Below are 26203 nucleotides of genomic sequence, written 5' to 3'. Positions count from 1 at the left end.
CTTACAAAGTGCTAGCCGCGCCGGCCCGCAGCAGCAACGCGCGCAGCTGGGGCATGGCTTCGACAATGCGCGGCCAGTTGCCATGATCCGCATCGAGCTCCAGTTCCCCGCACAGCGCCTGCAGTTCCTGCTCCTCCAGATAGCCGGCGCTGCCCTTCATGCCGTGCAGCAGGCGGCTGGCGACTTCGGCGTCGCTCTGCTCGACGGCGCGTTCCAGCTCCGCCAGGCGCAGCGGCGCATCCTGGTGGAAGGCGCTACGCAGGCGCAGCCTCAAATCGCTTCCGCCGCTGTGCTGCGCCAGCCGGGCCGGCTCCTCGGCGGCCGGCGCCACGCCGAACAGCGAGTCCAGTTCCGGCGTGCCCAGCGCCGGGTTGTGGCGCGGCTCCATGCGCGGCAGCTGGAAGCCCCGTTGCAGCTGGCGTTCGATCGCGCGGCTAAGCTGGAAGTGCAGCTTGTCCTCATCGATCGGCTTGGTCAGGAAATCGTCCATGCCGGCGGCCAGGTAGCGGCTGCGGTCTTCCTCGCTGGCGTTGGCGGTCAGCGCGATGATCATCAGTTCCTGGTCGCGCACCGGCGCCGCTTCGGTGCCGCCCGACCGTATCATGCGGGTGGCGCTGGCGCCGTCCATTTCCGGCATGCGGCCGTCCATCAGGATCAGGTCATAGCGCGTCAGCGAGCAGGCCTTGACCGCCAGCGCGCCGTTGGCCGCGATGTCGACCTTGTGACCCAGGTCTTCCAGCATCATGCGGATGATGATCTGGTTGGTCGGGAAGTCTTCCGCGCACAGCACCTTGAGCTGGTGGCTGTGCGGCTCGCGCGGCACGTGCGGCACCATCGGCGGCGGCACGCCGTTCGCCAGCGGCAGCTCGAAGGAGAAGGTGCTGCCCTCGCCCGGTGTGCTGACGGCGTTGATGCCGCCGCCCATCAGCTCGACCAGCTGGCGGCAAATCGCCAGTCCCAGGCCGGTGCCGCCGTAGCGGCGCGTGGTGGAGGCGTCGGCCTGCTCGAACTGCTGGAACAGGCGCGGTATCGCCGCCGCCTCGATGCCGATGCCGGTGTCGGAGACGCTGAAGCGGATGCGGTTGAGCGCTCCCTTGAAACCGGCGCGGGCCCGTTCGTCGTCCTCCTGCGGCACTCGTTCGACGCGCATCCGCACCGACCCGTGCTCGGTGAACTTGAAGGCGTTGCCGACCAGGTTGACCAGCACCTGGCGCAGCCGGGTCGGATCGCCGACGACGAACTGCGGCAGGCCCTCGCCGAACTCCAGGCTGAATTGCACGCTGTGCGCGGCGGCCTGCTCCTCGAACAGGCTGACCACGTTCTCCACCGCCGACGACAGCGAGAAGTCGATGTTCTCGATGGTCAGCTTGCCGGCCTCGATCTTCGAGAAGTCCAGCAGGTCGTTGATGATCGACAGCAGCGACTGCGCGCTGGCCTGGCCGCGCAGGATCTGCTCGCGCGTGCTGACCGCCAGCCGGCTGTCGCGCAGCGCGAAGCCCAGCATGCCGATCACGCCGGCCAGCGGGGTGCGCATCTCGTGGCTCATATTGGCCAGGAATTCGGATTTCTGGCGGGTGGCGTCTTCCGCCTTCTGCTTGGCCAGGCGCAGGCGCTCGTCGTTCTCCTGCAAGGCGCGGTTGGCCAGCGCCAGCTCCTCGGTGTGCAGCCGCACCTGGCGTTCCTGTTGCAGCAACTGGGCCTGGGTCTGGCGCAGGGTTTGCAGCGTTTCTTCCAGCTGCTGGTAGGCGCGCGCGTTTTCCAGGCCGGCGGCGGCGTGCGATGCCAGCGTTTGCAGCATGTCCATGTGCACCTGCTGGTAGCGGTGCTTCTCGACGCTCTGCACGCACAGCAGGCCGACCACCTTGTCGTTGGCCACCAGCGGCGCATACATCATCGATTGCGCCACGGCCGCCGGCAGGCCGTCCTCGCGCAGGCAGGGCACCAGCGTGTCCAGGCCCGATTCGTCCATGTAGTTGCGGAACTCGGCCTGGAAGTCGTTGATGAACACCGGCTTGCGCTGCGTCAGGCACCATACGGCCAGCTGGTTGGGCTCATCCAGGCGGCGCTGGTAGGGCAAGGTGCGCACGCCGGCGTCGATGGCGAACGGGAAGTCGATCACGCCCTGCTCCTCGCGCACGAAACCGATGCCGAATATCTGCGCGTCCATCAGGTGATGTACGTGGCGGTACAGCGTGCGCATCGAGGTTTCCATGTCCAGCGTGGCGCTCATCTCGCGACCCAGCTCGCTCAGCACCGAGATGTTGCGGTGCGCCTGTTCGACGTTTTCCTTCTGCCGCTCGACTTCCACCTTTTGCCGCTCGGTGTCGACGCGGCGCTGCTCGGCCTCGGCGCGCTGGGCTTCCGCCTCCAGGCGGCGCTGCTCCAGCTCCTGCTTCTGCTGTTGCAGCAGCAGGTTCTTCTGCTCGACTTCCGCCGTGCGCGAGCCGACCAGCTCCTCCAGCCGCTGCTGCTGGTGGTGCAGGCTGCGCACGCGCGCGGCGTAGGCGGCGTAGGCGGCGCCCAGCAAGGCCAGGCCGATCACGCCGCGGAACCACCAGGTCTTCCAGAACGGCGGCAGAATGGTGATCTCCAGCGTGGCGGCGCTGTCGTTCCAGATGCCGTCCTTGTTGGCGGCCTTGACGCGGAAGGTGTACTGGCCCGGATCGAGATTGGTGTAGGTGGCGAAGCGCTTGGTGGAGTCGGTGACCACCCAGTCCTCGTCGAAGCCCTGCAGCTGGTAGGCGAAGCGGTTGCGCTGCGGCGCCGCGTAGTGCAGCGCCGCGAACTCCAGCGAGAACACGGAATCGCTCTCGAGCAGCGTCAACGCGTTGGTGTATTCGATCGCCACCCTCAGCACGTCGGGATGTTCGCCCTGCCCCGGCTTGAGCGACTTGTTGAAGATCTGGAAATCGGTGATGGCGACGGTCGGCGCCACGCTGTTCTCGCGCACTTCCGGCGGCGCGAACGCGGTGATGCCGTTGAAGCCGCCGAAGTACAGCGTGCCGTCCGGCGTGCGCAGCGCGGCGCCGTCGAAGTAGGCGCCCTCGATGGTGCCGTCGGCGCCGCCGTAGTTGCGCACCAGTCCCGTGCCGGTGTTCAGGCGCGACAGGCCACTGTTCGTGCTCAGCCAGAGGTTGCCCGCGTCGTCGGGCAGGATGGAGGCGATGGCGTCGTCGGCGATGCCGTCCTTGCGCAGGTAGCGGCGGAAGCGGATGCCGCCGTCGGCCGCCACTTCCATCTTGTTCAGGCCCGCCGCCGTGCCGACCCAGATGGTGCCGCGCCCGTCCTCGTACAGGTAGTGCACCTCGTCGTGACTGAGGCTGAATGGGTCGGCCGGGTCGCGCCTGAAGTGGCGGAACTTGCCGGTCTTGCGGTCCAGCAGATCGAGGCCGTTGAAGGTGCCGATCCACAGCTGGCCCTTGCGGTCTTCCAGGATCGGGCGCACCACGTTGTCGGCCAGGCTGCCGATGTCGGAAGGATCGTGGCGGAAGGTGCGTACCTCCATGGTCTGCGGGTCGAGCCGGTGCAGGCCGCCGCGCGAGGCGATCCACAGGATGCCGCTACGGTCGCCGACGATGTTGCGGATGGTGTCGCTGGCCGGGTCGCCGCGCACGAAAGACAGCGCCTTGATCGCGCCGTTCTCCACGTTCAGGTGATTGACGCCGGCCCGACCGCCGATCCACATATTACCGTTCTTCTCGCGCCACAGCGCGGTGACCTGGTCGTCGCTCAAGCTGTTGGCGCGCTGCGGATCGTGGCGCCACACCTTGCCCTCGCCGCTGACCGGATCGTACAGATTCAGGCCGCCGCTGCTGCCCAGCCACAGCTGGCCGCGCGCCTCGGCGACGATGGCGCGCACCTTGTTGTCCGACAGCGTGTTCGGGATGTCGGCCTGGCGCACGATGCGGGCGAAGCCGCCGCTGCCCAGGTCCACCCGGCTGGCGCCGTCGTTCCAGGTGCCGACCCAGAAGGTGCCGACGCGGTCGCGGAACAGCGCCGAGATCTGGTTGTCCGCCACGCTGTGGCTGTCGCTGAACTGGTGCATATACTGCACCAGCCGGTTCTCCGACGGCAGCCAGCGCAGCAGGCCGTCGGCCTGGGTGCCGACCCAGACGTTGGTTTCGGCGTCGACGTACAGCGTGGTGACGCTCATGCCCGGCTTCATGCCTTCGCGCGGGCCGAGGCGGCGGCGCTGCGGCTCCTTGCCCAGCAGGCGCCATTGTTCCAGGCCGCCCAGCGTGCCCACCCACAGCGTCTGCGCGCTGTCCACCTGCAGCGCCAGCACCGCGTTGTACTTGCTGTCGCCGCTGGCGTCGATGGTGAAGTGCTGGAAGCGCGAGTCGCCCGGCGCCAGCATATCGAGGCCGGTAGCGGTGGCCACCCACAGGCGGCCGGCGGCGTCGCGCGCCAGCGCGTTGACCTGGTCGTTGGCCAGGCTGCCGGCATCGGCCGGATCGTGGTGCCAGCTGGTGAAGCGCTGGCTGGCCGGGTCGAAGTGATGCAGGCCGTCGGCGCTGGCCAGCCACAGGCCGCCCTGGCCGTCGTCGGCGATGGCGCGCACGTGGCGGTTGCCGTTGCCGCGCTGCGGCGATTCGTGCGGCAGGAAGTGGGTGAAGCTCTTGGTGGCGGCGTCGTAGCGATCCAGGCCGCCGTCGGTACCCACCCACAGCTGGCCGCTGCGGTCCAGGTGCAGCACGCGCACCCAGTTGTCGGCCAGGCTGCGTGGATCGGAGACGGCGCTCTTGTAGGTGATGGTGCGGTAGCCGTCGAAGCGGGTCAGGCCGGCCTGGGTGCCGAGCCAGACGAAGCCCTGCTTGTCCTGGGCGATGGCCAGCACCGATTCCTGCGCCAGCCCGTGTTCGACGCTGAGCTGCTCGAAGCGCAGCGTGCGCGGCGGCGCCCCCGCCCATGCAGCGGCCGCGCCCAGGCCCCACAACAGCAGGACGGGCAGCAGCAAACGGCTACAGAGGCGTATTAAAAACAGCAAGGGAAGCCCCGTTTATCCGAAGAAGGCCAGCACATCGTCCTTGCGCGCTTGCGTGTCGCGCTGTCCGAGGCGGATCAACTCGCAAGTATATGTCGATTCGAACAATAGGTACGACGCGAGTGCTGCGCCACGGGTTTCGGTGGCCCCTATCCCCGACAGCATGGTGCGTATCGGCGCCGGCAAACTGGCGATGTGGCGGCTGGCGATATCGTCGAGCCGCTCGGACGGCGCGATCACCAGCAGCTGGACCGGCTTGAGCGGCGTCTTCTCCAGCAGCTCCGGCGGCAGCATGGACAAGGTCTTGTTGATGCGTTCCAGCCGCTCGATGTCGACCGCCAGGCTGTCGAGGAAGATCGACGACATGGCGTGGCCGGCGATCTGCGCCAGGCTGGGATAGCGCGCCGCGCTCTTTTCGGCGGCGCTGCGGGCCGGTTCGGTCAGGCGTCCGGCGCCGACCACCAGCACCTTGCTGGCGCCGAGGTGGATGGCCGGCGAGATCGGCGCCAGCTGGCGCATAGAACCGTCGCCGCAGTATTCGCGGTGGCCGCCCATGAACAGCGGCGTGGCCGGGAAGATGAACGGGATCGCCGACGACGCCAGCAAGTGCTCGACGCCGATCTGGTCCTGCAGGGCCACGCGCTGCATGCGTATCCAAGGCGCGATGTCGGCGGCGGTCTGGTAAAAGGTCAGGTGGTTGCCGGCGGTGTAGGACGAGGCGGTGACGGCCAGCGCATGCAGCAGGCCTTCGGACAGCACCGCGTCCAGGCGCGGCAGGTCCAGCATGCGGTGCAGCAGGCCGACCAGCGGTGTGTTGTCCAGCAGCGAGGCGGGCGGCGCGGCGCGCCATTTGCGCAGCAGCCAGCCGAACGACAGCAGCGACAGCCAGCGCGCGCCGGAACGGATCACGCCCAGCGAATCGGCGCGGTAGACCTGTTCGACCTCGATGTTCTGCCAAACGTCGAGCAGCTTCTGCACGCCCTCGCCGAAGTTATCGGCGCGGCAGGCCAGCGCGGTGGCGTTGATGGCGCCGGCCGAGGTGCCGCAGATGATGTCGAACGGATTGCGCGCAGGCGGCCAGCCCGCTTCCCACAGTATCTCCGAAATCGCCTGCAACACGCCCACCTGGTAGGCGGCGCGGGCGCCGCCGCCCGTCAGGATCAACCCTGTTTTCTTTTGAATTCCCATGCGACAAGATTAGCAGGGTCTGCCGGGTTTGGGCAGCGTTTGGCCGCAGTTTGAAGGCATTATTCGGCCATTAATCGCCTAATACGACACCTTCGCGACGGGGGTCGGCGCCGCCGAACCACTCTTCCTTGCCGTTGACGGTGCGCCGCTGGATGCCCTGCAAGCCGGAGTTGAGCTCGAACTCGCGCACCTGGTGGCCGCGCGCCTTGAGCTGTTCGACCACCGCCGGGCTGACCCGCCCCGCTTCCAGTTCGGTCGGCCCGTTGCGGCTGCCGAAGTTGGACAGGCTGATGGCCTGCTGCACGTCGAGCTTCCAGTCCAGCGTGCCGACCAGCACCTTGGCCACGTAGTTGATGATGGTCGAGCCGCCCGGCGAGCCGGTGGCCAGCACCAGCTTGTGCGTGCCCTTGTCGAACACCAGCGTCGGCGACATGGCGCTGCGCGGGCGTTTGCCGGCCTGCACGCGGTTGGCGATCGGGCCGTTTTCGTCCTGCGAATCGAAGGAGAAGTCGGTCAGCTGGTTGTTCAGCATGAAGCCGTCGACCATCTGGCGCGCGCCGAAGGCGTCTTCCACCGAGGTGGTCATCGACAGGCCGCCGCCGAATGCGTCCACCGCCACCAGGTGCGAGGTGGATGGCTTGTCGATGGCGGTGTCGGCGCCCCACGCGACCTGCATGGTGGCAGGCACGCCGTAGTTGGCGCGGCCCATGGACTTCTCGCCGATCAGCGACGCGCGCTGCTTCAGGTAGCCCTTGTCCAGCAGCGCGGCCACGCCCTTGCCGGGCAGCGGCACGAAATCGGTGTCGGCGGCGTAGCGATTGCGGTCCGCGTAGGCCAGGCGGCCGGCCTCGGTGAACAGGTGGATGCCTTCGGCCGTCAGCGCGCCGTTGACCGGTTTGTACGGGCTGATGTCCTTCACTTCCAGGATGCCCAGCATCTGCGCGATGGCGATGCCGCCGGACGAAGGCGGCGGCGCGCCGCACACGGTCCACGCCTTGTAGTCGCTGCAGACCGGTGTGCGCTCCTTGGCCTGGTAGCCGGCGATGTCGGCGGCGGTCAGCTTGCCGGGATTGGTCGGATGCGCGGCCACCTTGGCGGCGATGTCGCGGGCGATGCGGCCCTGGTAGAAGGCGTTGGCGCCGCCGTCGGCGATCTCGCGCAGCGTGCGCGCCAGTTCGGGATTCTTCAGCAGGTAGCCGACCGGACGCGGCTTGCCGTCTTCGCCGAAGAAGTAGGCCTTGGCGACCGGGTCACGCGCCAGGTAGCGGTCGTAGCTGAGCAGCGCGTTCAGGCGTGGGCTGACATTGAAGCCGTCTTCAGCCAGCTTGATGGCCGGCGCGAACAGCGCTTTCCACGCCAGCTTGCCGTGCTCCTTGTGGGCCAGCTCCAGCATGCGCAGCACGCCGGGGGCGCCGACCGAACGGCCGCCGATCACGCCGATTTCGCGCGAGACGGCCTTGCCGTCCTTGTCCTGGAACAGGTGTTCATCCGCCGAGGCGGGCGCGGTTTCGCGGCCGTCGTAGGATTGCACGCGCTTGCCGTCGGAGTACAGCAGGAAGGAGCCGCCGCCGATACCGGACGATTGCGGTTCGACCAGGGTCAGCACCAACTGGGTGGCGATGGCGGCGTCGATCGCGCTGCCGCCCTGCTTGAGCATCTGGTAGCCGGCCTGGGTGGCCAGCGGATTGGCCGCCGCCACCATGAATTTTTGCGCGGACTTGCCGACTTTTTCGGCGTAGCCGGTGGCGATTTCGGGCGCCACGTCGGCGCCGGTGCGTTGTGCGTAGGCTGGCGCGTGCAGCGCGGCCAGCAGCGGAAGGGACAGCGCAAAGCTCAGCGCCAAAGGCTTCATACGGAACATGGACTCTCCAAAATAAGAGGCGCGCGGCCAGGGCCGCGCGCCCGATCACTCTGGCATCCTACACGAAATCGAGTAAACCGTTTACTTCGGCTGCATGCGGATGGCGCCGTCCAGGCGGATGGTTTCGCCGTTCAGCATGGTGTTCTCGATGATGGCCTTGGCCAGGTGGGCGTATTCGTCCGGGCGGCCCAGGCGCGGCGGGAACGGCACCATATTGCCCAGCGCGGTGCGCACTTCTTCCGGCATGCCCATCAACATCGGCGTTTCGAAGATGCCGGGGGCGATGGTCATCACGCGGATGGCGCTGCGCGACAGGTCGCGCGCCATCGGCAGCGTCAGGCCGGCGACGGCGGCCTTGGAGGCGGCGTAGGCGGCTTGGCCGATCTGGCCGTCGAAGGCTGCGACCGAGGCGGTGTTGATGATCACGCCGCGTTCACCGCTGTCGGTGGCGGCGGTCTTGCCCATCGCGTCGGCAGCCAGGCGGGCCATGTTGAAGGTGCCGACCAGGTTGATGTTGACGGTGCGCTGGAAGATGTCCAGCGGGTGCGGGCCGTCCTTGCCGACGGTCTTGATGGCGGGCGCCACGCCGGCGCAGTTGATCAGGCCGCGCAGCGTGCCCAGTGCGACGGCGGCGTCGACCACGGCCTTGCCGTCGGCTTCCGAGGTGACGTCGCACTTGACGAAGACGGCCTTGAGCTCGGCGGCCAGCGCCTCGCCCGGTTCCACCTGCACGTCGGCCAGCACGACCTTGCCGCCCTGCTCGGTGATCATGCGCGCGGTAGCCGCGCCCAGGCCCGACGCGCCGCCGGTGACGATGAATACATTGTTCTGAATTTGCATGTCTGTCCCTATCTCGTTTTTATTTGACGTTTACGTAAACGTCACCTTCGCAATTGTAGCGAATTTTTCATCGATGGATACGGAAAAAGCGCAAGATCCCGCTTTCCCCAGCGTGCTACCGTTTGCGAGCATCTGCCGAGGGAAAGATATGAAAAATACAAGTTCAGCCCTGGACGCCAGGGTCAGTCTCAACTTTTCCGTTGCCAAGGTTGTCGCGATATTCACCGTGCTCCTCGGCCATTGGTTTTCGCCGTCGATCTTGTGGATACCGGTCACGATAGGCCTGTTTATCTTCGCCTACTCCTCCGGATACTTTACTGCGCGCCTATACGGGCCGGATCTCAACATCCGCAGTTTTTGGAAAAGGAAGCTGGAGCGGCTGGGCGTACGCTACTGGGTCATCCTGGGATTCCTGGCCGTGGTGGTCATGGTTCGCGGCGGGACGCTGCTTCACCCTCACACCTTGGTGCATCTGTTCGGATTGTCGGGGGTATTGAACTGGCTGGATATCCGCAACCGCAGCGGGCTGGGCGCCGGCCTTTGGTTCTTCACGCTGTTGCTGGTGTTCTACCTGGCCTACCCCATGCTTGCCAAGCTCTGCCAGTCGAAACAAGGTGCTTTGGCGGTCGCGGTGGGCTCAACCATCATTGCCGTTTATCTCGAAGACAGATCCCGTATCGGCCATGAACTCTGGCTGACATCGCTTGGATTTGTGCTCGGGGTGGCGTATGGCGCGCACGAACCGCGACCGCGCGCCTGGCAGGCGGCCGTGGTCGCGGGACTCGGATGCATCGCGTTGCTGGTGGCAAACCGCGCCGGGTTCAAGGGAGCCAATACCGCGCTGATCGCCATGACCAGCATCGCCTGCAGCGTTTGGCTGACAAGCGCCGTCAACTTCCGCTGGCACGGCTTTTCGCGGCTCGCAAAACTCGAGGACTATCTCCTCGAAATCTTCTTGATACACACTTACCTGTTTATGCACCCCACCCGCAACACCCTGCTGGACCTGCTTATCTCGACCATGGCCATCGTTGCCGTGGCCGTTGGCCTCAACCGGGTCGGAAATTGGGTGTCGTCAAAAGTCCTGCCGCGTCAAGCGACCGTGTGCGCTTAGCCCCGCCCCAGGGAGAGCCGCAAAAAGAAAAAGTCGTGTCGGAAACCGTCGGTCGTGACGGCTTCAAGGCGCGCAAGGCTGATCGATTAACGCTCCCCCCTGAGGGTATAGACTGGCTTCTCGGTTTCTCCCTTCTCCACCATGGTGAGAAGGCGTTGCAGTTCCGTGCGCTCGTTATCGTCCTTTGCGGATAACACCAGGTTGCGCAGGATGGCGACATGCGCCGTTTGCAGCGCCTGCGCCGCAGGCACTGCAATGTCCGGTTTCACGCCAACGTGTTCCCAGTTGGTCTTGGTGACGAAGTTGATCATGCGCGAGCTCGGGATAGCGACAGCAATGTCGTTCCCTACGCTGTACCAGCCAACGGGATTTGAACCTCCGCCGGTGGCCTCCCCAATCACTGTCCCGCGCTTCTGTACCTGCATGCCATACGCAAAATCCTCCCCGGCGGAAAACGTGCGCGCCGAGGTCAACACGTACACGGGCTTGTCGTAACGCTGTGCGACCGTCGGCACTGTCCAGTACTGCTGCGTCGTATTGTCCGGGCGATTGTACATGTCAATCAGGTGTCGCTCGTCGCCGAGCGGGAAGAAATGGCTGATCAGATAGGCCACGCTGGCCGGGCTGCCGCCACCGTTGCGGCGCAGGTCGAGGATCAACGCATCCGTCCCGGCCATGAGCTGCACCGCCGCCGTATACGCCTGGCCGGCGAACTCGGGTGCTCGGAAGGAGCGCAGCTCAATATAGCCGACGTTGCCGGGAAGGCGTTCGATTTTCTGGAGCCCATAACCCTGCCGTGCGTTCCGGTCGCGCCGTTCTTCGATTTCGGCGCGGGTGGGCGCCTCGGAGGGAATGCCGAATTCACTAAAGCCTTCGACAACCCTGGCGCCGAAATGCTTGTCGCCGCTGAATTCGCGCAAGTCCTTCGCCAATGCCTCACTGAGCGCTTGCGCGCTGGTGGCGGACGCGTAGCCTCCCTTGGCATGTTTGCTTGCAAGTGCACGGCCGACCCGTTCGGCTACGTCGGGCTCGATGTAATTCGCGCTAATTTTCGCTACCAACGTCTGCACAATCGCAGCGCGATCGGACTCGTTCAGCGGAGCGACCTCGGCCGCGAGGGCTGGAATCGACCACAGCATGCTGAACACCAAGCCTGCAACAAACTTCTTTCTACAGAACATACATCTCCTCCTGGTTAGACTACGAATCTGATCTTGTTTCAAGCTGTTGCAGTGCTGCCGCCAGGGCAGGCATATAGGTGCGGCTGGCGCGCAGCACACTGCCGTCGCGCAGGCGCAGCAGCGCATCGCGGTTGGTCAGCGAGCGCAGTTCGGCGATCATGTCCAGTCGCACGATGGACGAGCGGTGCACGCGGTGGAATTGGGACGGATCGAGCTGCATCGCCAGGTTGTGCAGGCGTTCGCGCACCAGCCACGTCTTGCCATTGGCATGCAGGGTGGCATAATCACCGTCCGCCTCGATTCGTTCGACCTCGGCAACCGGCACCAGCACGGTGCGCGACCCGACTCGCACGCTGAACGTACGCGCCTGCGGCGCCGGCGCCACGGCGGCACGCCCACGGCCACGGTACGGGAATGCCTGCTGCGCGCGGTCGAGGGCTTCGTCGAAGCGTTCGTCATCCACAGGCTTGAGCAGGTAATCGAGTGCGGCCAGTTCGAAGGCTTGCACGGCGAAGCTGTCGTAGGCCGTGAGCAGGATCGCCATCGGCCGCTGCGCCGGTGGCAGTGCGGCCAGCACCTCCAGGCCGCTCCGCTCCGGCATCTCGACATCGACAAACACCAGGTCTGGCTTCAGCGTCACGATCCCTTGGTAAGCGCTGGCGCCGTCACCGAATTCGCCCGCCAGCGCGAACCCAGCGTGGCGCGCAAGCCTGACTTTGACCGCCAGCCGCGCCAGCGGCTCGTCGTCGACAATCACCACCCGGATCGTCATGCCGCCGCCTCCATGCCGCGCCGTGGCAGCGCCATGCGCACATGGAAGCGCCCGTCCGTGCCCCATTCCGCGTCCACCTGCTGATCCGTGCCGTACAAGCGGCGCAGGCGTTCCCGGACGTTGGACAGGCCGATGCCGCTCCCCACATGCGGCCGCCGCTGACCGTCGTTCCGCACGTCGATGAAAAGACGCTCGCCATCGCGCCCGACCAGAATTTCGAGCAGGCCGGGGCTGGCCAGCGGTGCGATGCCGTGACGGATCGCGTTCTCCACCAGCGGTTGCAGGATCAGGTAAGGCACGACGCTGCCCAGCAGGTCGGGGCCGACCTTCATCGTCAGGCGCAGGCGTTCGCCGAGCCGCGCCTTTTCGATGGCGAGGTAGGCGTCGAGCAGGGCCAGTTCATCGGCCAGCGCATGCTCGTGGCGGCCATCGTGCGCCAGAGTGGCGCGCAGAAAGTCGGACAGCGACGCCAGCATGCGGTTGGCCTCCCGGTTGGACTGGGCCGACACCAGCGCGGACACCGCGTTCAGGGAGTTGAACAGGAAGTGTGGATTGACCTGCAGGCGCAGCGCGTGCAACTCGGCATCGCGCGCGGCGCCTTGCGCCTGGGCCAGATGCAATCGCACCTGTTGCAGCGACAGGTAATAGGCCGCCATTGCGTGGACCGCACAAAAGGCGATCAGCGCCAACCAGCAGCTATCCAGTCCCCGTGCCAGCATGCCCCATTGATAGCCCGTTTCCATGCCGAGCGCGATCCCGAACCGCTGCCCCAGTAGGGCGTTCGTAATGGCCATGGCATAGGTGATCACCAGCAGTATCAATCCCATGCGCAGCCAGGACCAATCGCGACGCCACATGGCCCGCTGAAGCAGCGTCAGCGGAATAAGCCATAGCAGGCAGGCGACCAGGAACAGCGTACGAAAGGCTACGATATAGTGATCACTGACGGCGGGCAGGCCCAGAATGACCATGCAGGCTGACACTGGCAGTGCGGCCAGCACGGGAACGAGCAAAGGGGTTTCGACTTTCACGCGGGGTTTCCAGAAGTACAATTCTGCAATTCTAGCGTTTCAATCACCCAACGAATAGAAAGCAATACACGCATGGAACGTCCAGAGGTAAGAAAGCCTTCACCTTAGACGATGGCCTGGCGGCGGTCGAGTCAATTGCGGCGACCCGTGCATATCTTGCAGCCGAGTCGGTCGGAGATTGAGGTAAGGGACACGTGTGCCTATGCAGCTTTTGGTTTAGGATCAGCGTGATTGAGGTCACCACGAACGTCTGCAACTGGCCGAAAACAGTCGACGGTCCAGCTGGCACGCAATTTCAAACGCAGATCTCTTTACTCAAAGACTGGATAGCAGGTAAGCATGAAACTCCTTCTAGGCTAAACCGACTTCAACGGTTAATGACGGTCACAAGTTGATTCGCACGTTTCGTTGATTGGGCATCTGATACGGGGAAATGCAGCCTGAACGACAGGACTTGCGACGGCATATTGTCGGCGCTAAGGTTCAATTCGTAAAACACCGGCTGCCCATCGCTGGCGGTGGAAGCGTAGCGGACTTGGACAAACTTCTGGACTTTAAACGGGATGTTTTTTTGCCGAGGCACTTCCAACTTGATGCTTTTCCCGTCGGGCAGCGTTGCGATAGGATGTATCGTCGAAAAACCGCCCAGACTAGCGTCAACGCGCTTTAGGGCGCGTTCGGTCGTCCGGATATTTTGCGTTGCCTCTGGCGCGAACATCGCCGCCGCGTCCTTAAATCGCTGATGCTGCAGCGCGTCCACGAATTTGTCGGCGACCACGGCCGGGCTTACGTCACCATAGGCGGCAGGGGAAACGATCAACGTGCAAACCACCAGTGCGCCAAGGCTGACGATGTTGAACTTCATGTGCGATACGCCCGTATTCATTGAGAAGCACGCAGGATACTTGATCGCGGGGTACAAAAGTTACTCACATTCTCACATCAGGCCAATCAGTTAGCATTGCAGCCAGACGCCGTTGCGATTGCAGACTTTGCCGGAGGGTGAGATTGCCGTGCCGGGACCGGCGTTGTTGATGCGCGCGCCGCTGGCGTCGTTGCAGCCGGTGGAGCCGCAATTGTTCAGTGCCTTGGGCGCATTGGGCGGATTGAGCAAGGTTTGCAGCGACGGCGATGGCGGCGCGGCCGGCATCGCGACTTGCGGCGCCTGCTTGACGACCGGCATGCGTTGGATGATCTGCGGGACCGGACGGCGCGGCATCGGCTTGCGCGCCGGTGCGGTGCGGCAGGGCTCGACGGCCAGATGCAGGCCGTCGGCACTCAGCGTACAGACCGGCAGCTTGGCGTATTCACGTAACTCGGCGCTGCCCGGCGTCGGCGCCTGGGCGGCGGCCAGCGCACCCGGCAGCGCCAGCATCAGGCACAGGACGGCGCGCGGCGTCATGGCGGCGGCGTCACGGTTGACGTCATCACCCGCCAAGGCAACAGGCAGGCGGTGATGTTGGGATAGTAGCCGCGCGGATTGTCGCAGTAGTACAAGCGCTGCGAGGAGGCTCCGGCATCGGGCGGAGGCAGGTACAACGGCGCATCGGCGTAGTAGCCGGGCGGATAGTAGTAGCCGTCGTAGTAGGGACCGTAGTAGCCGTAGCGCGGCCAGTACAGCGGCGCACCGATAAAGATGCCGCCGCGTACGTAGCCGTGGCCGTGATGATAGCCGTGGCCACCTCCTCCATGGAAATGACCATGACCGCCGCCTCCGTGGCCGCCTCTCTGCGCCCAGGCATTGGGACTGATTAGCACTCCCAGCAGGAAGGCCAGCGTCAGCGCCGGTTTCAACATATTCATGGCATCACCTCGCGAAGTGCTACACCTTCATTATTAGCAGGTGTAGCACCGGAGGGAAGCGAATGAAACAATTGGTAACGCTTACTTGCCTGGCGCTGGCGGCGGCTGGTCGGCGGGAACGCCCTGGCCCGGTGGCTGGCCTTCGGTCATCGGCGCGCCGGCCGGTGGTGGCGGTGGAGCGTCGGCCGGCTTCATCATGCCGGCGCCCGGCGCCATCATCATCAGCGGTGGCGCGGTGATCGCCGCGACCGGAGCCGGCACCGACACCGCCAGCCAGCCCGAGGCAGGCAGCAGCGGCACCAGCAGCAAGGCCACGATGTTGATGATCTTGATCAGCGGATTGACCGCAGGACCGGCCGTGTCCTTGTACGGATCGCCCACGGTGTCGCCGGTGACGGCCGCCTTGTGCGCGTCCGAACCCTTGCCGCCGAAGTGGCCGTCTTCGATGTATTTCTTGGCGTTGTCCCAGGCGCCGCCGCCGGTGGTCATCGAGATCGCCACGAACAGGCCGGTCACGATGGTCCCCATCAGCATGCCGCCCAGCGCGGCCGCCCCCAGCAGCATGCCGACCACGATCGGCACCACCACCGGCAGCAGCGACGGGATGATCATTTCCTTGATCGCCGACGCGGTCAGCATGTCGACCGCCTTGTCGTACTCCGGCTTGCCGCTGCCGTCCATGATGCCCTTGATGTCGCGGAACTGGCGGCGCACTTCCACCACCACGGCGCCGGCGGCGCGGCCCACGGCCTCCATCGCCATCGCGCCGAACAGGTAAGGAATCAGGCCGCCGATGATCAGGCCAACGATCACCATCGGGTTCGACAGGTCGAAGGTGATGCTCTTGCCGGTCGACTCCAGCGCGTGGGTGTAGTCGGCGAACAGCACCAGCGCGGCCAGGCCGGCCGAGCCGATCGCATAGCCCTTGGTGACGGCCTTGGTGGTGTTGCCCACCGCGTCCAGCGGATCGGTGATCGCGCGCACCGATTCCGGCATGCCCGACATCTCGGCGATGCCGCCGGCGTTATCGGTGATCGGACCGTAGGCATCCAGCGCCACGACGATGCCGGCCATCGACAACATCGAGGTCGCGGCAATCGCCACGCCGTACAACTGGCCCAGCTGATACGACACCAGGATCGCCGCACACACCGCCAGCACAGGATAAGCGGTGGACTTCATCGACACGCCCAGGCCGGCGATGATGTTGGTGCCGTGGCCGGTGGTCGAGGCTTCGGCGATATGCTTGACCGGCGCGAAATCGGTGCCGGTGTAGTACTCGGTGATGTAGACCATCAACCCGGTCAGCACGATGCCGACCACGGTGCAGCCCATCATCTTCATGCGCATGGCCTCGTCCGGCCAGATCTGCCAGGTCACCACCACAAAACCGAGCAGCGACAAGCCGGCCGCCCACCACAAGCCGGTGTACAGCGCCGACATGATCTTCTTGCCCGGCTTGGCCTTGACCATCGAGCAACCGATGATGGAAGCGATGATGGACACCGCGCCCAGCAGCAACGGATAGACGATGGCCGAAGTCGGCGCCGAGGTAATCAGCAAGGCGCCCAGCAGCATGGTGGCGATCAGGGTCACCACATAGGTCTCGAACAAATCGGCCGCCATGCCGGCGCAATCGCCGACGTTGTCGCCGACGTTATCGGCGATCACCGCCGGGTTGCGCGGGTCGTCCTCGGGAATGCCCGCCTCCACCTTGCCCACCAAATCCGCGCCGACGTCCGCGCCCTTGGTGAAGATGCCGCCGCCCAGACGGGCGAAGATCGAAATCAGCGACGCGCCGAAGGCCAGGCCGATCAGCGGCTTGATCACATCGTGCGGATTGAGCGGCGGATTCGGCGCGCCCGGCGCCATCCCCGTCAGGAACATATAGAACAGCACCACGCCCAGCAGGCCCAGGCCGACCACCAGCATGCCGGTGATGGCGCCGCCCTTGAAGGCGACGTCGAGCGCCTCGTTCATGCCCTTGGTGGCCGCCTGCGCCGTGCGCACATTGGCGCGCACCGAGACGTTCATGCCGATGAAGCCGCAGGCGCCGGACAGCACCGAGCCGATCAGGAAGCCGATGGCGGTCTTCATGTCGAGCAAGGCAGCAATGAGGATGAGCAGCACCACGCCGACGATCGCGATGGTGCGGTACTGGCGCGCCAGATATGCGGCGGCGCCCTCCTGGATGGCCAGTGCAATTTCCTGCATGCGGGCATTGCCCGCGTCCTGACGCAAAATCCAGCTTCGAGACCATAAACCGTAAATCACGGCGATAACGCCGCACGCAACTGCAAACCAAAGACTAGCTGCCATAGTGTCCCCTTATTTTTATTGATCGAGCCTACAAACCCACACTTCAGAAAACCAACGCCCGCCGGGTAGGCAAGCGCAGCAAACTAAACCTGCGAACTGCAACACTTCATAAAACGGGATGGCATCCAGCCGATTTCGGGCGCAAAAAAAGCGGACACTCGGTCCGCTCTACTTTAACGCTTATTCCGCGAGCGCGGCAAACGCGCTGTCGCGAATTTGCTCTACCGGACCGACGCCGACGATGCGGCGATACTTCGGCGCACCCGCTTGACCGGTTTGCGCCCAGGTATTGTAGTAACCCAGCAGCACTTCGGTCTGGTTGTGATAGACGTCCAGGCGCTTCTTGACGGTCTCTGCCTTGTCGTCGTCGCGCTGCACCAGCGCTTCGCCGGTGACATCGTCCTTGCCTTCGACTTTAGGCGGGTTGAACTTGACGTGGTAGACGCGGCCCGAACCCGGATGGCAGCGACGGCCATCCATGCGTTCGATGATCGATTCGTCCGGCACGGCGATTTCCAGCACGTAGTCCACCGCCACGCCGCTGTCCTTCATCGCGTCGGCTTGCGCCACGGTGCGCGGGAAGCCGTCGAACAGGTAGCCGTTGGCGCAATCCGGCTCGGCCAGACGGTCCTTGACCAGGCCGATAATGATGTCATCCGATACCAAACCACCAGCATCCATTACCTTTTTGGCTGCCAGGCCCATTTCCGTGCCCGCCTTGATCGCGGCGCGCAGCATGTCGCCGGTGGAAATTTGCGGGATGTTATATTTTTCTTTGATGAAATTAGCCTGGGTGCCCTTGCCGGCTCCTGGTGCTCCTAAAAGAATAAGACGCATGAAAAATTCCTAAAACAGATATGGATGGGTTAGTTGGTATCGGATCGTACGAAACTTACCACAAAACTTCGTCTCAACGCCAATTTGTGACGGCTTGGGCCGTTCTTAGCTGACGAAACCGGGTTACAGAGAGATATTCCGTATGAATATCGCACCGTTGTCTTCGTTATATCAGTCGTAACTGACTACTGGCTGACGTGCCTGTTTGATACAAATCAATAGAACTGCCGGACGCGCACCAGGTCTTCCGGCGTATCCACCCCGGCCGCCGGGGCCGCGTCGGTCACATGGACCGCGATGGGATAGCCGTGCCACAGCACGCGCAACTGCTCCAGTGCTTCGATCGATTCCAGCGGCGACACTTCCAGCGCCGGGTAGGCTTGCAGGAAGTCGTTGCGGTAGGCGTACAGTCCGATGTGACGGAGCGGTACGTAACCATCCGGCAGCGTTGATTTAGACTGCGCAAACGCGTCGCGGTTCCAGGGTATGGTCGCGCGCGAGAAATACAGGGCCCGGCCGGTCTTGTCCAGCACCACCTTGACCACGTTGGGGTTGAAGGCGTCGTCGGCGTCGTGCAGCGGGTGGGCGCAGGTGGACATCGGCACCTCGGCGTTGATGCGCGCGGCGGCCGCTTGCAGCAGCGCCGGGTCGATCAGCGGCTCGTCGCCTTGCAGGTTGACGACCACGGCGTCGGCCGGCAGGTTCAGCGCGCGCGCCACTTCGGCGATGCGGTCGGTGCCGGACGGATGGTCGGCGCGCGTCATGCACACTTCCACGCCGTGCTGTGCGCAGGCGGCGCGGATGTCTTCATGGTCGGTGGCGACGATGATGCGGCTGGCGCCGGCCTGCTGCGCGCGCTCGGCCACGCGCACCACCATGGGCTTGCCGCCCAGGTCGGCCAGCGGCTTGTTCGGCAATCGGGTCGAGGCCAGGCGGGCCGGAATGATGACAATGAAGGACACTGCTTAATCCGCCTTGTCCTGCAAGGTGCGCGCCTCGTCGGCCCACATGATGGGGATGCCGTCGCGGATCGGATAGGCCAGGCGGTCGCCCTTGCATATCATTTCCTGGGCTTTTTTATCGTACTCCAGGGGGCCTTTGCAGACCGGGCATACCAGGATATCAAGCAATCGAGCGTCCACGACATTTCTCCACAATTTGTTCGGCCAGCGCGCCGTCGAGGTGCGCCGTCACCGGGACGACCCATAGTCGCGGGTCGTCTCTGAGTTCTTCAATTTGCGCACATTTTACTGCATCCTTCTCGGTCATCAAGATCAGGTCCGCGTCGAGCGCGGCAAACGGGCGGTCCTGGAAGTCGTGATGGTCGGGCAAAGGCAGCTCCGTGATGCGCAGGCCGGCGGCCTTCAGCATGCCGAAGAAGCGCGCCGGATTGCCGATGCCGGCGGCGGCGGCCACGCGCAGGCCGGCGCCGGTGCTCGCTTCGGCCAGTTCGGCGAAAGTGCGGCGCTGGCCGCGGTCGCGCAGTTGCTCGGCGTGGGCGCCGGTCAGCGTCATCTGGAGCGGCATGGCGGCTGCGCCTACCGATGCGGCCAGCTGCGGGCTTAGCTGCGGGGTGTTGATGACGGTGAAGTCGCGCCGGCGCGAGACCGGCTCGCGCAGCGGGCCGGCCGGCAGCAGCCAGCCGTTGCCGGCGCCGCGGCCGTCGAACAGGATGATTTCCACGTCGCGCTGCAAGGCGTAGTGCTGCAAGCCGTCGTCGGTCAGCAGGATGTTCACGCCGGGATGGGCGGCCAGCAGCGCGCGGCCGGTGGCGGCGCGGTCGCGGCCGACCATCACCGGGCAGCCGGTGCGCTGCTTGATCAGCAGCGGCTCGTCGCCGACCTGGGCCGGTGTGGACGCCTGGGTCACCTCACGCGCGTTGCCGCCGTCGCTGCCGTGGCCGCGCGAGATCACGCCGGGCGTCATGCCGGCCGCCTGCAGGGCCTGCACCAGCCAGATCGTCAGCGGCGTCTTGCCGGTGCCGCCGATATAGATATTCCCCACCACCACCACTGGCACCGGCAGCCGCGAGGACTTCAGCACGCCGGCGCGGAACATGGCCGCCCGCAGGCCGCTGAGCGCGCGGAACAGCAGCGACACCGGCCACAAGGCGCAAGCCAGCGGCCCGCGCCGCAGCCAGTTACGCGTCAGCGTCGTTTCGAGCGCTGACGATTTGGAGGGAGAAGATGTGGACACTTATTTTGCGGCACTGGTCTGCGCGGCAAAGGTCAGCTTTTCGTAGCCTGCGATGCGCGCCGCTTCCATCACGTTGATGACCATCTGGTGCATCGCGAACTGGTCGGCGTTGACGATCACCACCGGCGACTTGCCGCCCGCCCCGCCCTTGTCGGCGGCGGTCTTCATAGCCTGCGCGAAGCCGGCCACGTCGTGGAACGACACCGGATCGCCGTTGATGGTGTAGTTGCCCTTGGCGTCCACCGTCACGTTCAGCTCGAACGGTTTGTCGGTCGCCTTCTGCGCGTCGGCAGTCGGCAGGGTGATCTGCAGCTCGGTGAACTTGCTGTAGGTGGTGGTCACCATCAGGAAGATCAGGATCACCAGCAGCACGTCGATGAACGGGATCAGGTTGATCTCGGGGTCCTCGCGGTGCCGGCCTTTGCGGAAATTCATGCGGCGTCCTTACTTGCGCTTGCAGTGCACGACATCGACAAACTTCACCGCCAGCTGTTCCATCTCGATGATGAAGCTGTCCACCAGCGCGCGGAAGTGACGGTAGAAGACCAGCGTCGGCATCGCGATCGCCAGGCCGAAGCCGGTGTTATACAGGGCCACCGAAATACCGTGCGCCAGTTGCGCGGGATTGGCGCCGGTGGCATTCTGCGCGCCGAAAATCTCGATCATGCCGACCACCGTGCCGAACAGGCCCATCAGCGGCGCCAGAGTCGCGATGGTGCCCAGCGTGGTCAGGAAGCGCTCCAGCGTGTGGGCCACCGCACTGCCTGCCTCCTCAATGGATTCCTTCATCACGTCGCGCGGCGCATCGATGTTGCGCAGCGCGGCCGACAACACCACGCCCAGCGGCGAACTTTTCTCCAGCTTTTCGATGACGTCCGGCGTGATGTTGCCTCCGCGGTAGACCTGTACCACTTCGTCCAGCAACTTTTTCGGCAGGATCTTGCTGCGACGCAGATAAAGCAAGCGTTCGATGATCAGCGCTGTCGCGACGATCGATGCGACCAGCAACAACCAGATAGGCCAACCGGCAGCTTGTAATATGGCGAGCAAAAGGAACTCCTGTCTAGATAAACACCCGAAGGCGCAATGTATCTTGTTGGGCCGTCCTCGGCAAGTGGTGGATGACTCCCGGACCGCCCCGGCAAGGCAGTCATCATACAAGTTCGAAAGTTCTGCACATTTTCTGTGGACAATTGTGTGTGCAATGCCCACCCACCCTATCCAAGCCATTGATTTCAAAGAAGATAATTTCAAAGCTTAAAAATAGCGCAGCCGGAGGCCTCAGGCCCGCTTTTTGCTCAGCAAAAGTTATGCCCAGTTATGCCCATATTCTGTTGATAAGATTGTGAGCAAGGCACGCCATGACCATCCAAGTCATTGATTTTAATCAAACTTATCCTCTTGCGTAAAAATCTGGCATATGACCATATCCACGCCATATGCATTGCCTTTCCGCCAATTTCGGCCACCAAAAGTGGCCAATGGCCGAAGCTGGCCGACTTCTGCACAAATAATGTGGATAAGATTGTTAGCAAGGATCCCGACTGTATACAAAGTCCTTGATTCATAAGGGTATTTTTACCATGCGTAAAAAAAGCGCAGTGAAAAACCGCCAAAAACGCCGGCCGGCGGCGCCGATTTGGCTGTGGACTTCTGCACACATAATGTGGATAAGATTGTGAGCAACGCCTTCCACATAGTGAAAGATCGTTGATTTATAAGGGAATTTTTGCCGTGAGTAAAAATCGTGCAGACCTCGGTTTTTGACCGCTTTTCATAGCTAAAACCGAGTTTTCCACCGCTCCGATCAGGTCCGCGACCGATAATGCCTGCCTATCGCCAAAAAGCCGACACTTCTGCACATTTTGTGTGGATAAGATTGTTAGCAAGGCTGCACAGTGCAGGCAAAGCCTTTGATTTATATCGTTTTTATTGCTCTGCGCAAAAATGAAGCAAGCGATTTTTTATCCCCAGCCCGGCCGGCGACCGACGCGATGGCCGGCATCGCCCGCATTCACCGTCATGCGTCGCCTGGGGGCAAGTCGGGAGTTTTGCACATCTTCTGTGGATAAAAGTGTGTGTAATACCCTACTTCACTACTTAAGTCATTGATTTGTCACAATATACTTTCTCTGCGTAAATTTTAAGCATGATAAAATCAACAAGAAGAAAATAGCTATCGATCACAAAAGTTTCACACATCTTTTGTGGATAACTTTGTGCGTAACTGCCGGTGGCTGCGGCAAAGTGCTTGATCCGTAAGGGTTTTTCCTTCTTGCACGCAAATACGGCAGAAATGTTTACCCTTTAAAATCATATACCTACCTATAATACTTACCGCTTTAGATGCTCTATGACCGCTGTATTACAAAAATAACAAAGTGTGGATAGTTTCCTTTTTTGAAACCTATGAACTTCGACGACCGTAACGACACCGCCCCCGCCGCCGCCCCTGTCATCAGCGTTACCGCGCTTAACCAGGCGGTTGCGCGGCTGCTGGAGCGCAGCTTCCCGCTGACGTGGATCTCCGGCGAGGTGTCCAACTTCACCAAGGCCAGCTCCGGCCACTGGTATTTCACGCTCAAGGACGATGCGGCCCAGGTGCGCGCGGTGATGTTCCGCGGCCGCGCCCAATACGCCGGCTTCATTCCGCGCGAAGGCGACAAGGTCGAAGTGCGGGCGCTGGTCACCTTGTACGGCGCGCGCGGCGACTACCAGATCAATGTGGAAGCGATACGCCGCGCCGGCGTCGGCTCGCTGTTTGAAGCCTTCCAGCGGCTCAAGGAGAAGCTGGACGCGGCCGGCCTGTTCCACCCGGAGCGCAAGCGCGCCTTGCCGCTGTTCCCGCGCACGGTGGGCATCGTCACCAGTCCGCAGGCGGCCGCGCTGCGCGACGTGCTGACCGCGCTGAAACGGCGCGCGCCGCATGTGAACGTGGTGCTGTATCCGACGCCGGTGCAAGGCCAGGGCGCCGGCGACAAGATCGCCGCCGCCATCGATACCGCCTCGCTGCGCAACGATTGCGATGTGCTGATCGTCTGCCGTGGCGGCGGCAGCATCGAGGACCTGTGGTCCTTCAACGAAGAAGACGTGGCCTACGCCGTGGCCAACTGCCGCATGCCGGTGATCTCCGGCGTAGGCCACGAAACCGACTTTACGATCTGCGATTTCGCCGCCGACCTGCGCGCGGCCACGCCCACCGCCGCCGCCGAACTGGCCGTGACGCCGCGCGCGGACTGGATGGCGTCGCTGCGCGCCGACGTGATCGACCTGCGGCGCGCGATGCGGCGCAGCGTCGGCGAAGCGTCGCAGAACCTGGACAACTACACGCGGCGCCTGCTCAGCCCCGGCGCGCAGATCCGCCAGCAGCGCCTGAAGCTGCTGGCCTTGTCGACCGCGATGACGCACGCCAACCGCGCCCCGCTGTCGCAGGCGCGCTTTCAACTGGACCGTTTGAGCGGCCGCTTGGGCGCGCGCAAGCCGGATGTGACGGCGGCGCGTTCGAAGCTGTCCGACTTCCAGCATCGCGTGACGATGAGCGTCTCCACCCAACTGGCGCAGCGCCGCGACGCGCTGGCGGCCCTGTCCTCGCAGCTGGAGCTGCTGAACCCACAGCGCACGCTGGAACGCGGCTACGCCATCGTCACCGACGACCAGGGCGCCATCATCCGCGCACCGGCGCAACTGAAGCCGCGCAGCACGCTGACCATGCGCCTGGCGGAAGGCAGCGCCAAGGTGGGCGTGGAATCGGTGCAGCCCTCGCTGGACTAGATCGATCGGGTGGCGCCGACAAGCGCTTGTACCGTGATTGTATTTATGATATTTTTTGCGGCCATACACAGCTTTCATACGCCATGAAGATATCGCCTGTTTGGCTGCACCTGTTGGGCGCAGCATTGCTGCCGCTCAGCGCCCACTCGGCAACGGTGAACGTCGACATCAAACTGATCTCCGCCGACGCCCTGGAAGTAAGCTTCGCGCTGCCGGAGCATTGCACCGCCCTCGCCTTCCTCAAGGATGAACGAGGCGGCCAGGAGATCCGCGCCGCATGGCAGAAGCAAAACGATTGCGCCGCCCCGGAAGGCAATCTGCTGAAAAGCGCCGGCGCCTGCACCGCGCGCTTCCGCGTGCCGGCGACGATGCAGAAGATCAGCGGCTACCCCGGCTCCTTCCCCGCGCCCGGCGGCATGTACGTCCACAGCTCCAACTACGCGCTGGCCGACAGCTGCGGGCCGGTGCGCTACCGCTACCTGGCGCCGGACATCGTCATGGACGGCCAGCGCTACCACGACTCGGCAAGCGCTCCCGCCGCCACCGGAGGCGACACGCCCGCCATGCTGATGCTGGCGCCGCAAACTTCGACTTCGCTGGACTATTTCGATCCGCGCCTGTCGGCGGCGACGGTCGCCCAAATCCGCGAGGTGGCCGATGGCACGATCGCCTATCTGAGCAAGCAACTGCCGCTGGCACGCTTCACCCGGCCGGTGATTGCCGCCATCGCCGCCAGCGAACCTGGCGGCCCCAATGTCGGCGGCGACGCCAGCAACATCCTGCGACTGACTTTGTTCAACTGGCCGCAGGTACAGGGGCCGGATGAAAAATCCAAGTTGACGGTGCTGGTATCTCACGAATTCAGCCACCGCTTCCAGCTGCGCGACGCGGTCGATGTCTATCCCGATGCGCGTCTGATCAACGAAGGCGGCGGCGAGTTCCTGCGCTGGCTGACATCGGTGCAGCAAGGTTGGCTCACGCGCCAGGAAGCGGCAGCGCAACTGGACAAGGCGCTGGCCGAATGCATCCTCTACACCGAAGGCAAAAGCTGGCGCGCGCTGACGCCGCGCGAGATCGGCGGCCAACGGCTCGAATACCTGTGCGGCTTGCCGGCCTACGTCTACAGCCTGGCGGCGCGCCAGGGGCCTGGGACCGCGCTGGCGCGCTTCGACCGCTTCTATCATCAGCTGCGCCAGGGCCAGGTGCCCGACTTCGCGCAGGCGCTGGAATGCGGTGACACGCCGGCCTGCAAGCCGCAGGTGCTGCCGCCATTGCTGACCTCCACCGCGACCATGGAACAACAGTGGAACGAGGTGCTGCCCAAGATCGCGCTGGCGACGCCGCGTCCACCCAGCCAGTCCTTGCGGGACCGCATGGTACTGCGCGCCGTGGTCAAGCTGATGGTCGACGATTGCGCCGGCCGCAGCGGCACCACCGAGACGCCGGAAGGCATCATCCTCGATGGCATGACGGTCTGCAAATCGATCCACAAGGACAGCTACGCGACCAGCATCGAAGGCCATCCGGTATTCGGCGACGCCGCCACCGGTCCGGCCATGACCAACGCCTGCCTGGCGCGGCATGAAGTGGCGTTCGGCCTGAAGGACGGCGGCAAGCTGGTAGTGCCCTGCCAGACGCCGTATCAAATGCGCACGGCGTTCTACGCCATCGACATCGACAAAACCTTGTCCCAGTTGCTGCGCGAATGAGCCAGGCCATAAAGCAAATCGGATTGCGCCGGCAGTTGACCACTTGTGCGCTATTGTCCGGCGTGGCGGCACTGATCATTTTTTGTTTTCATCAGCCGCCCTACCTCGCATCGCTGCTCGCCGGCCTGCCGTTGCATTTCCAGGTCGCCGCAGGCTTGGGGATAGGCTGCGCGTACTGGGTCAGCACACAAATCGGCTACCGCTTTGCAGCCAACTCGAAAACAACGAAAAGTACCGTGGAGAGTTACAGCCGCATGGATCTGAGCGGAAGGAACCCGATCTGGATTTCGCTGGCGGCGGGCTTCGGGGAAGAACTGCTGTTTCGCGGCTCGCTCCAACCGCTGACAGGCGTCTGGCTCGCGTCGGCGATTTTTGTGATTGCTCACACGCGAGCCTATCGCTTCAACGGTTTGAACAAGCGCGTGCTGATACAGGCCTGCGCAATTTTCGTTGGCAGCATGGGCTTCGGCCTGATCGCCATGTACGTCGGACTGGTCGCCGCGATGATCACCCATGCCGCCGTAGACATTGTTGGCTTGTATGTGATCAAAGGAGAGATACGCAAGCTCCAGCCCCAGTCCTGCCAACGTTAGACGA

At 63.9% G+C, this 26203-nt stretch carries 21 protein-coding genes; 4 read left to right on the top strand and 17 right to left on the bottom strand.

The annotated features are described in order from the left end of the window. Nucleotide 1 precedes the first annotated feature (1 nt). The 4 genes from D0T21_RS23500 to D0T21_RS23485 all read right to left on the bottom strand — a co-directional run bounded on the left by D0T21_RS23500 (nucleotide 2) and on the right by D0T21_RS23485 (nucleotide 8873). Nucleotides 2–4957 carry a two-component regulator propeller domain-containing protein gene (locus D0T21_RS23500; RefSeq protein ID WP_229211614.1) on the bottom strand — a complete coding sequence of 1652 codons (4956 nt, stop codon included), beginning with the start codon at nucleotides 4955–4957 and terminating at the stop codon, nucleotides 2–4. Between the two features lie 42 nt (nucleotides 4958–4999). Next, a complete protein-coding gene (locus D0T21_RS23495) occupies nucleotides 5000–6172 on the bottom strand; it encodes a patatin-like phospholipase family protein (RefSeq protein ID WP_116992936.1) in 1173 nt (390 codons plus the stop codon). A gap of 70 nt (nucleotides 6173–6242) precedes the next feature. Beyond that, nucleotides 6243–8033 (bottom strand): gamma-glutamyltransferase, encoded by a 1791-nt coding sequence (gene ggt, locus D0T21_RS23490; protein ID WP_116992935.1) that lies wholly within the window; start codon nucleotides 8031–8033, stop codon nucleotides 6243–6245. A gap of 81 nt (nucleotides 8034–8114) precedes the next feature. Beyond that, nucleotides 8115–8873 (bottom strand): 3-hydroxyacyl-CoA dehydrogenase, encoded by a 759-nt coding sequence (locus D0T21_RS23485; protein WP_116992934.1) that lies wholly within the window; start codon nucleotides 8871–8873, stop codon nucleotides 8115–8117. Between D0T21_RS23485 and D0T21_RS23480 the strand changes: the two genes are divergently transcribed. Then, on the top strand, nucleotides 8872–9987 hold the full coding sequence (locus D0T21_RS23480) for an acyltransferase (protein ID WP_116992933.1): 1116 nt from the start codon (nucleotides 8872–8874) through the stop codon (nucleotides 9985–9987). The two genes, D0T21_RS23485 and D0T21_RS23480, sit on opposite strands and share 2 nt — an antisense overlap. Before the next feature lie 86 nt (nucleotides 9988–10073). Here the strand turns inward: D0T21_RS23480 and D0T21_RS31820 are convergent, their stop codons facing one another. The 13 genes from D0T21_RS31820 to D0T21_RS23410 form a co-directional block, all read right to left on the bottom strand. Beyond that, nucleotides 10074–11126: a S41 family peptidase gene (locus tag D0T21_RS31820; RefSeq protein WP_158568042.1), complete on the bottom strand. Its 1053-nt coding sequence runs from the start codon at nucleotides 11124–11126 to the stop codon at nucleotides 10074–10076. A gap of 61 nt (nucleotides 11127–11187) precedes the next feature. Then, nucleotides 11188–11925, bottom strand: a complete 738-nt coding sequence (locus tag D0T21_RS23465) for a LytTR family DNA-binding domain-containing protein (protein WP_229211613.1) — start codon at nucleotides 11923–11925, stop codon at nucleotides 11188–11190. An 11-nt stretch (nucleotides 11926–11936) separates the two neighbouring features. Continuing rightward, entirely contained in the window at nucleotides 11937–12971 is a 1035-nt protein-coding gene (locus tag D0T21_RS23460) for a sensor histidine kinase (RefSeq protein ID WP_229211612.1), read from the bottom strand. A gap of 367 nt (nucleotides 12972–13338) precedes the next feature. Continuing rightward, nucleotides 13339–13836, bottom strand: a complete 498-nt coding sequence (locus tag D0T21_RS23455; protein WP_116994546.1) for a hypothetical protein — start codon at nucleotides 13834–13836, stop codon at nucleotides 13339–13341. Nucleotides 13837–13926: 90 nt separating this feature from the next. Further along, entirely contained in the window at nucleotides 13927–14409 is a 483-nt protein-coding gene (locus D0T21_RS23450) for a hypothetical protein (RefSeq protein WP_229211611.1), read from the bottom strand. Next, nucleotides 14370–14774, bottom strand: a complete 405-nt coding sequence (locus tag D0T21_RS23445) for a hypothetical protein (RefSeq protein WP_116992928.1) — start codon at nucleotides 14772–14774, stop codon at nucleotides 14370–14372. Before D0T21_RS23445 ends, D0T21_RS23450 begins: the two co-directional genes overlap by 40 nt. Nucleotides 14775–14855: 81 nt before the next feature. Continuing rightward, nucleotides 14856–17093, bottom strand: coding sequence for a sodium-translocating pyrophosphatase (locus tag D0T21_RS23440; protein ID WP_116992927.1), 2238 nt, complete (start codon nucleotides 17091–17093; stop codon nucleotides 14856–14858). Nucleotides 17094–17273: 180 nt separating this feature from the next. Further along, nucleotides 17274–17930, bottom strand: coding sequence for an adenylate kinase (gene adk / locus D0T21_RS23435; RefSeq protein ID WP_116992926.1), 657 nt, complete (start codon nucleotides 17928–17930; stop codon nucleotides 17274–17276). Nucleotides 17931–18145: 215 nt separating this feature from the next. Then, the gene (gene kdsB, locus D0T21_RS23430; RefSeq protein ID WP_116992925.1) at nucleotides 18146–18892 is read right to left on the bottom strand and encodes a 3-deoxy-manno-octulosonate cytidylyltransferase; all 747 of its coding nucleotides are present in this window, start codon (nucleotides 18890–18892) and stop codon (nucleotides 18146–18148) included. 3 nt (nucleotides 18893–18895) lie between these two features. After that, nucleotides 18896–19072, bottom strand: a complete 177-nt coding sequence (locus tag D0T21_RS23425) for a Trm112 family protein (protein ID WP_081632595.1) — start codon at nucleotides 19070–19072, stop codon at nucleotides 18896–18898. Further along, nucleotides 19053–20126, bottom strand: a complete 1074-nt coding sequence (lpxK, locus tag D0T21_RS23420) for a tetraacyldisaccharide 4'-kinase (RefSeq protein WP_116992924.1) — start codon at nucleotides 20124–20126, stop codon at nucleotides 19053–19055. The genes D0T21_RS23425 and lpxK overlap by 20 nt, the downstream gene beginning before the upstream one ends. Beyond that, nucleotides 20127–20561, bottom strand: coding sequence for a biopolymer transporter ExbD (locus D0T21_RS23415; protein ID WP_116992923.1), 435 nt, complete (start codon nucleotides 20559–20561; stop codon nucleotides 20127–20129). 9 nt (nucleotides 20562–20570) lie between these two features. Next, nucleotides 20571–21176 carry a MotA/TolQ/ExbB proton channel family protein gene (locus D0T21_RS23410; protein WP_116992922.1) on the bottom strand — a complete coding sequence of 202 codons (606 nt, stop codon included), beginning with the start codon at nucleotides 21174–21176 and terminating at the stop codon, nucleotides 20571–20573. Between the two features lie 1359 nt (nucleotides 21177–22535). Here D0T21_RS23410 and xseA point away from each other — a divergent pair. The 3 genes from xseA to D0T21_RS23395 all read left to right on the top strand — a co-directional run bounded on the left by xseA (nucleotide 22536) and on the right by D0T21_RS23395 (nucleotide 26199). Beyond that, nucleotides 22536–23897 (top strand): exodeoxyribonuclease VII large subunit, encoded by a 1362-nt coding sequence (gene xseA, locus D0T21_RS23405; protein WP_116992921.1) that lies wholly within the window; start codon nucleotides 22536–22538, stop codon nucleotides 23895–23897. A gap of 83 nt (nucleotides 23898–23980) precedes the next feature. Beyond that, the gene (locus tag D0T21_RS23400; protein ID WP_116992920.1) at nucleotides 23981–25606 is read left to right on the top strand and encodes a hypothetical protein; all 1626 of its coding nucleotides are present in this window, start codon (nucleotides 23981–23983) and stop codon (nucleotides 25604–25606) included. Continuing rightward, a complete protein-coding gene (locus D0T21_RS23395) occupies nucleotides 25603–26199 on the top strand; it encodes a CPBP family intramembrane glutamic endopeptidase (protein WP_116992919.1) in 597 nt (198 codons plus the stop codon). Before D0T21_RS23400 ends, D0T21_RS23395 begins: the two co-directional genes overlap by 4 nt. Nucleotides 26200–26203: the final 4 nt, after the last annotated feature.

This window comes from Duganella sp. BJB476, assembly GCF_003416895.1.
In the GTDB taxonomy this organism is placed as follows: domain Bacteria; phylum Pseudomonadota; class Gammaproteobacteria; order Burkholderiales; family Burkholderiaceae_D; genus Rugamonas.
Note: the sequence above shows the minus strand (reverse complement) of the source record. Positions and strands in the feature narration are given on the sequence as shown.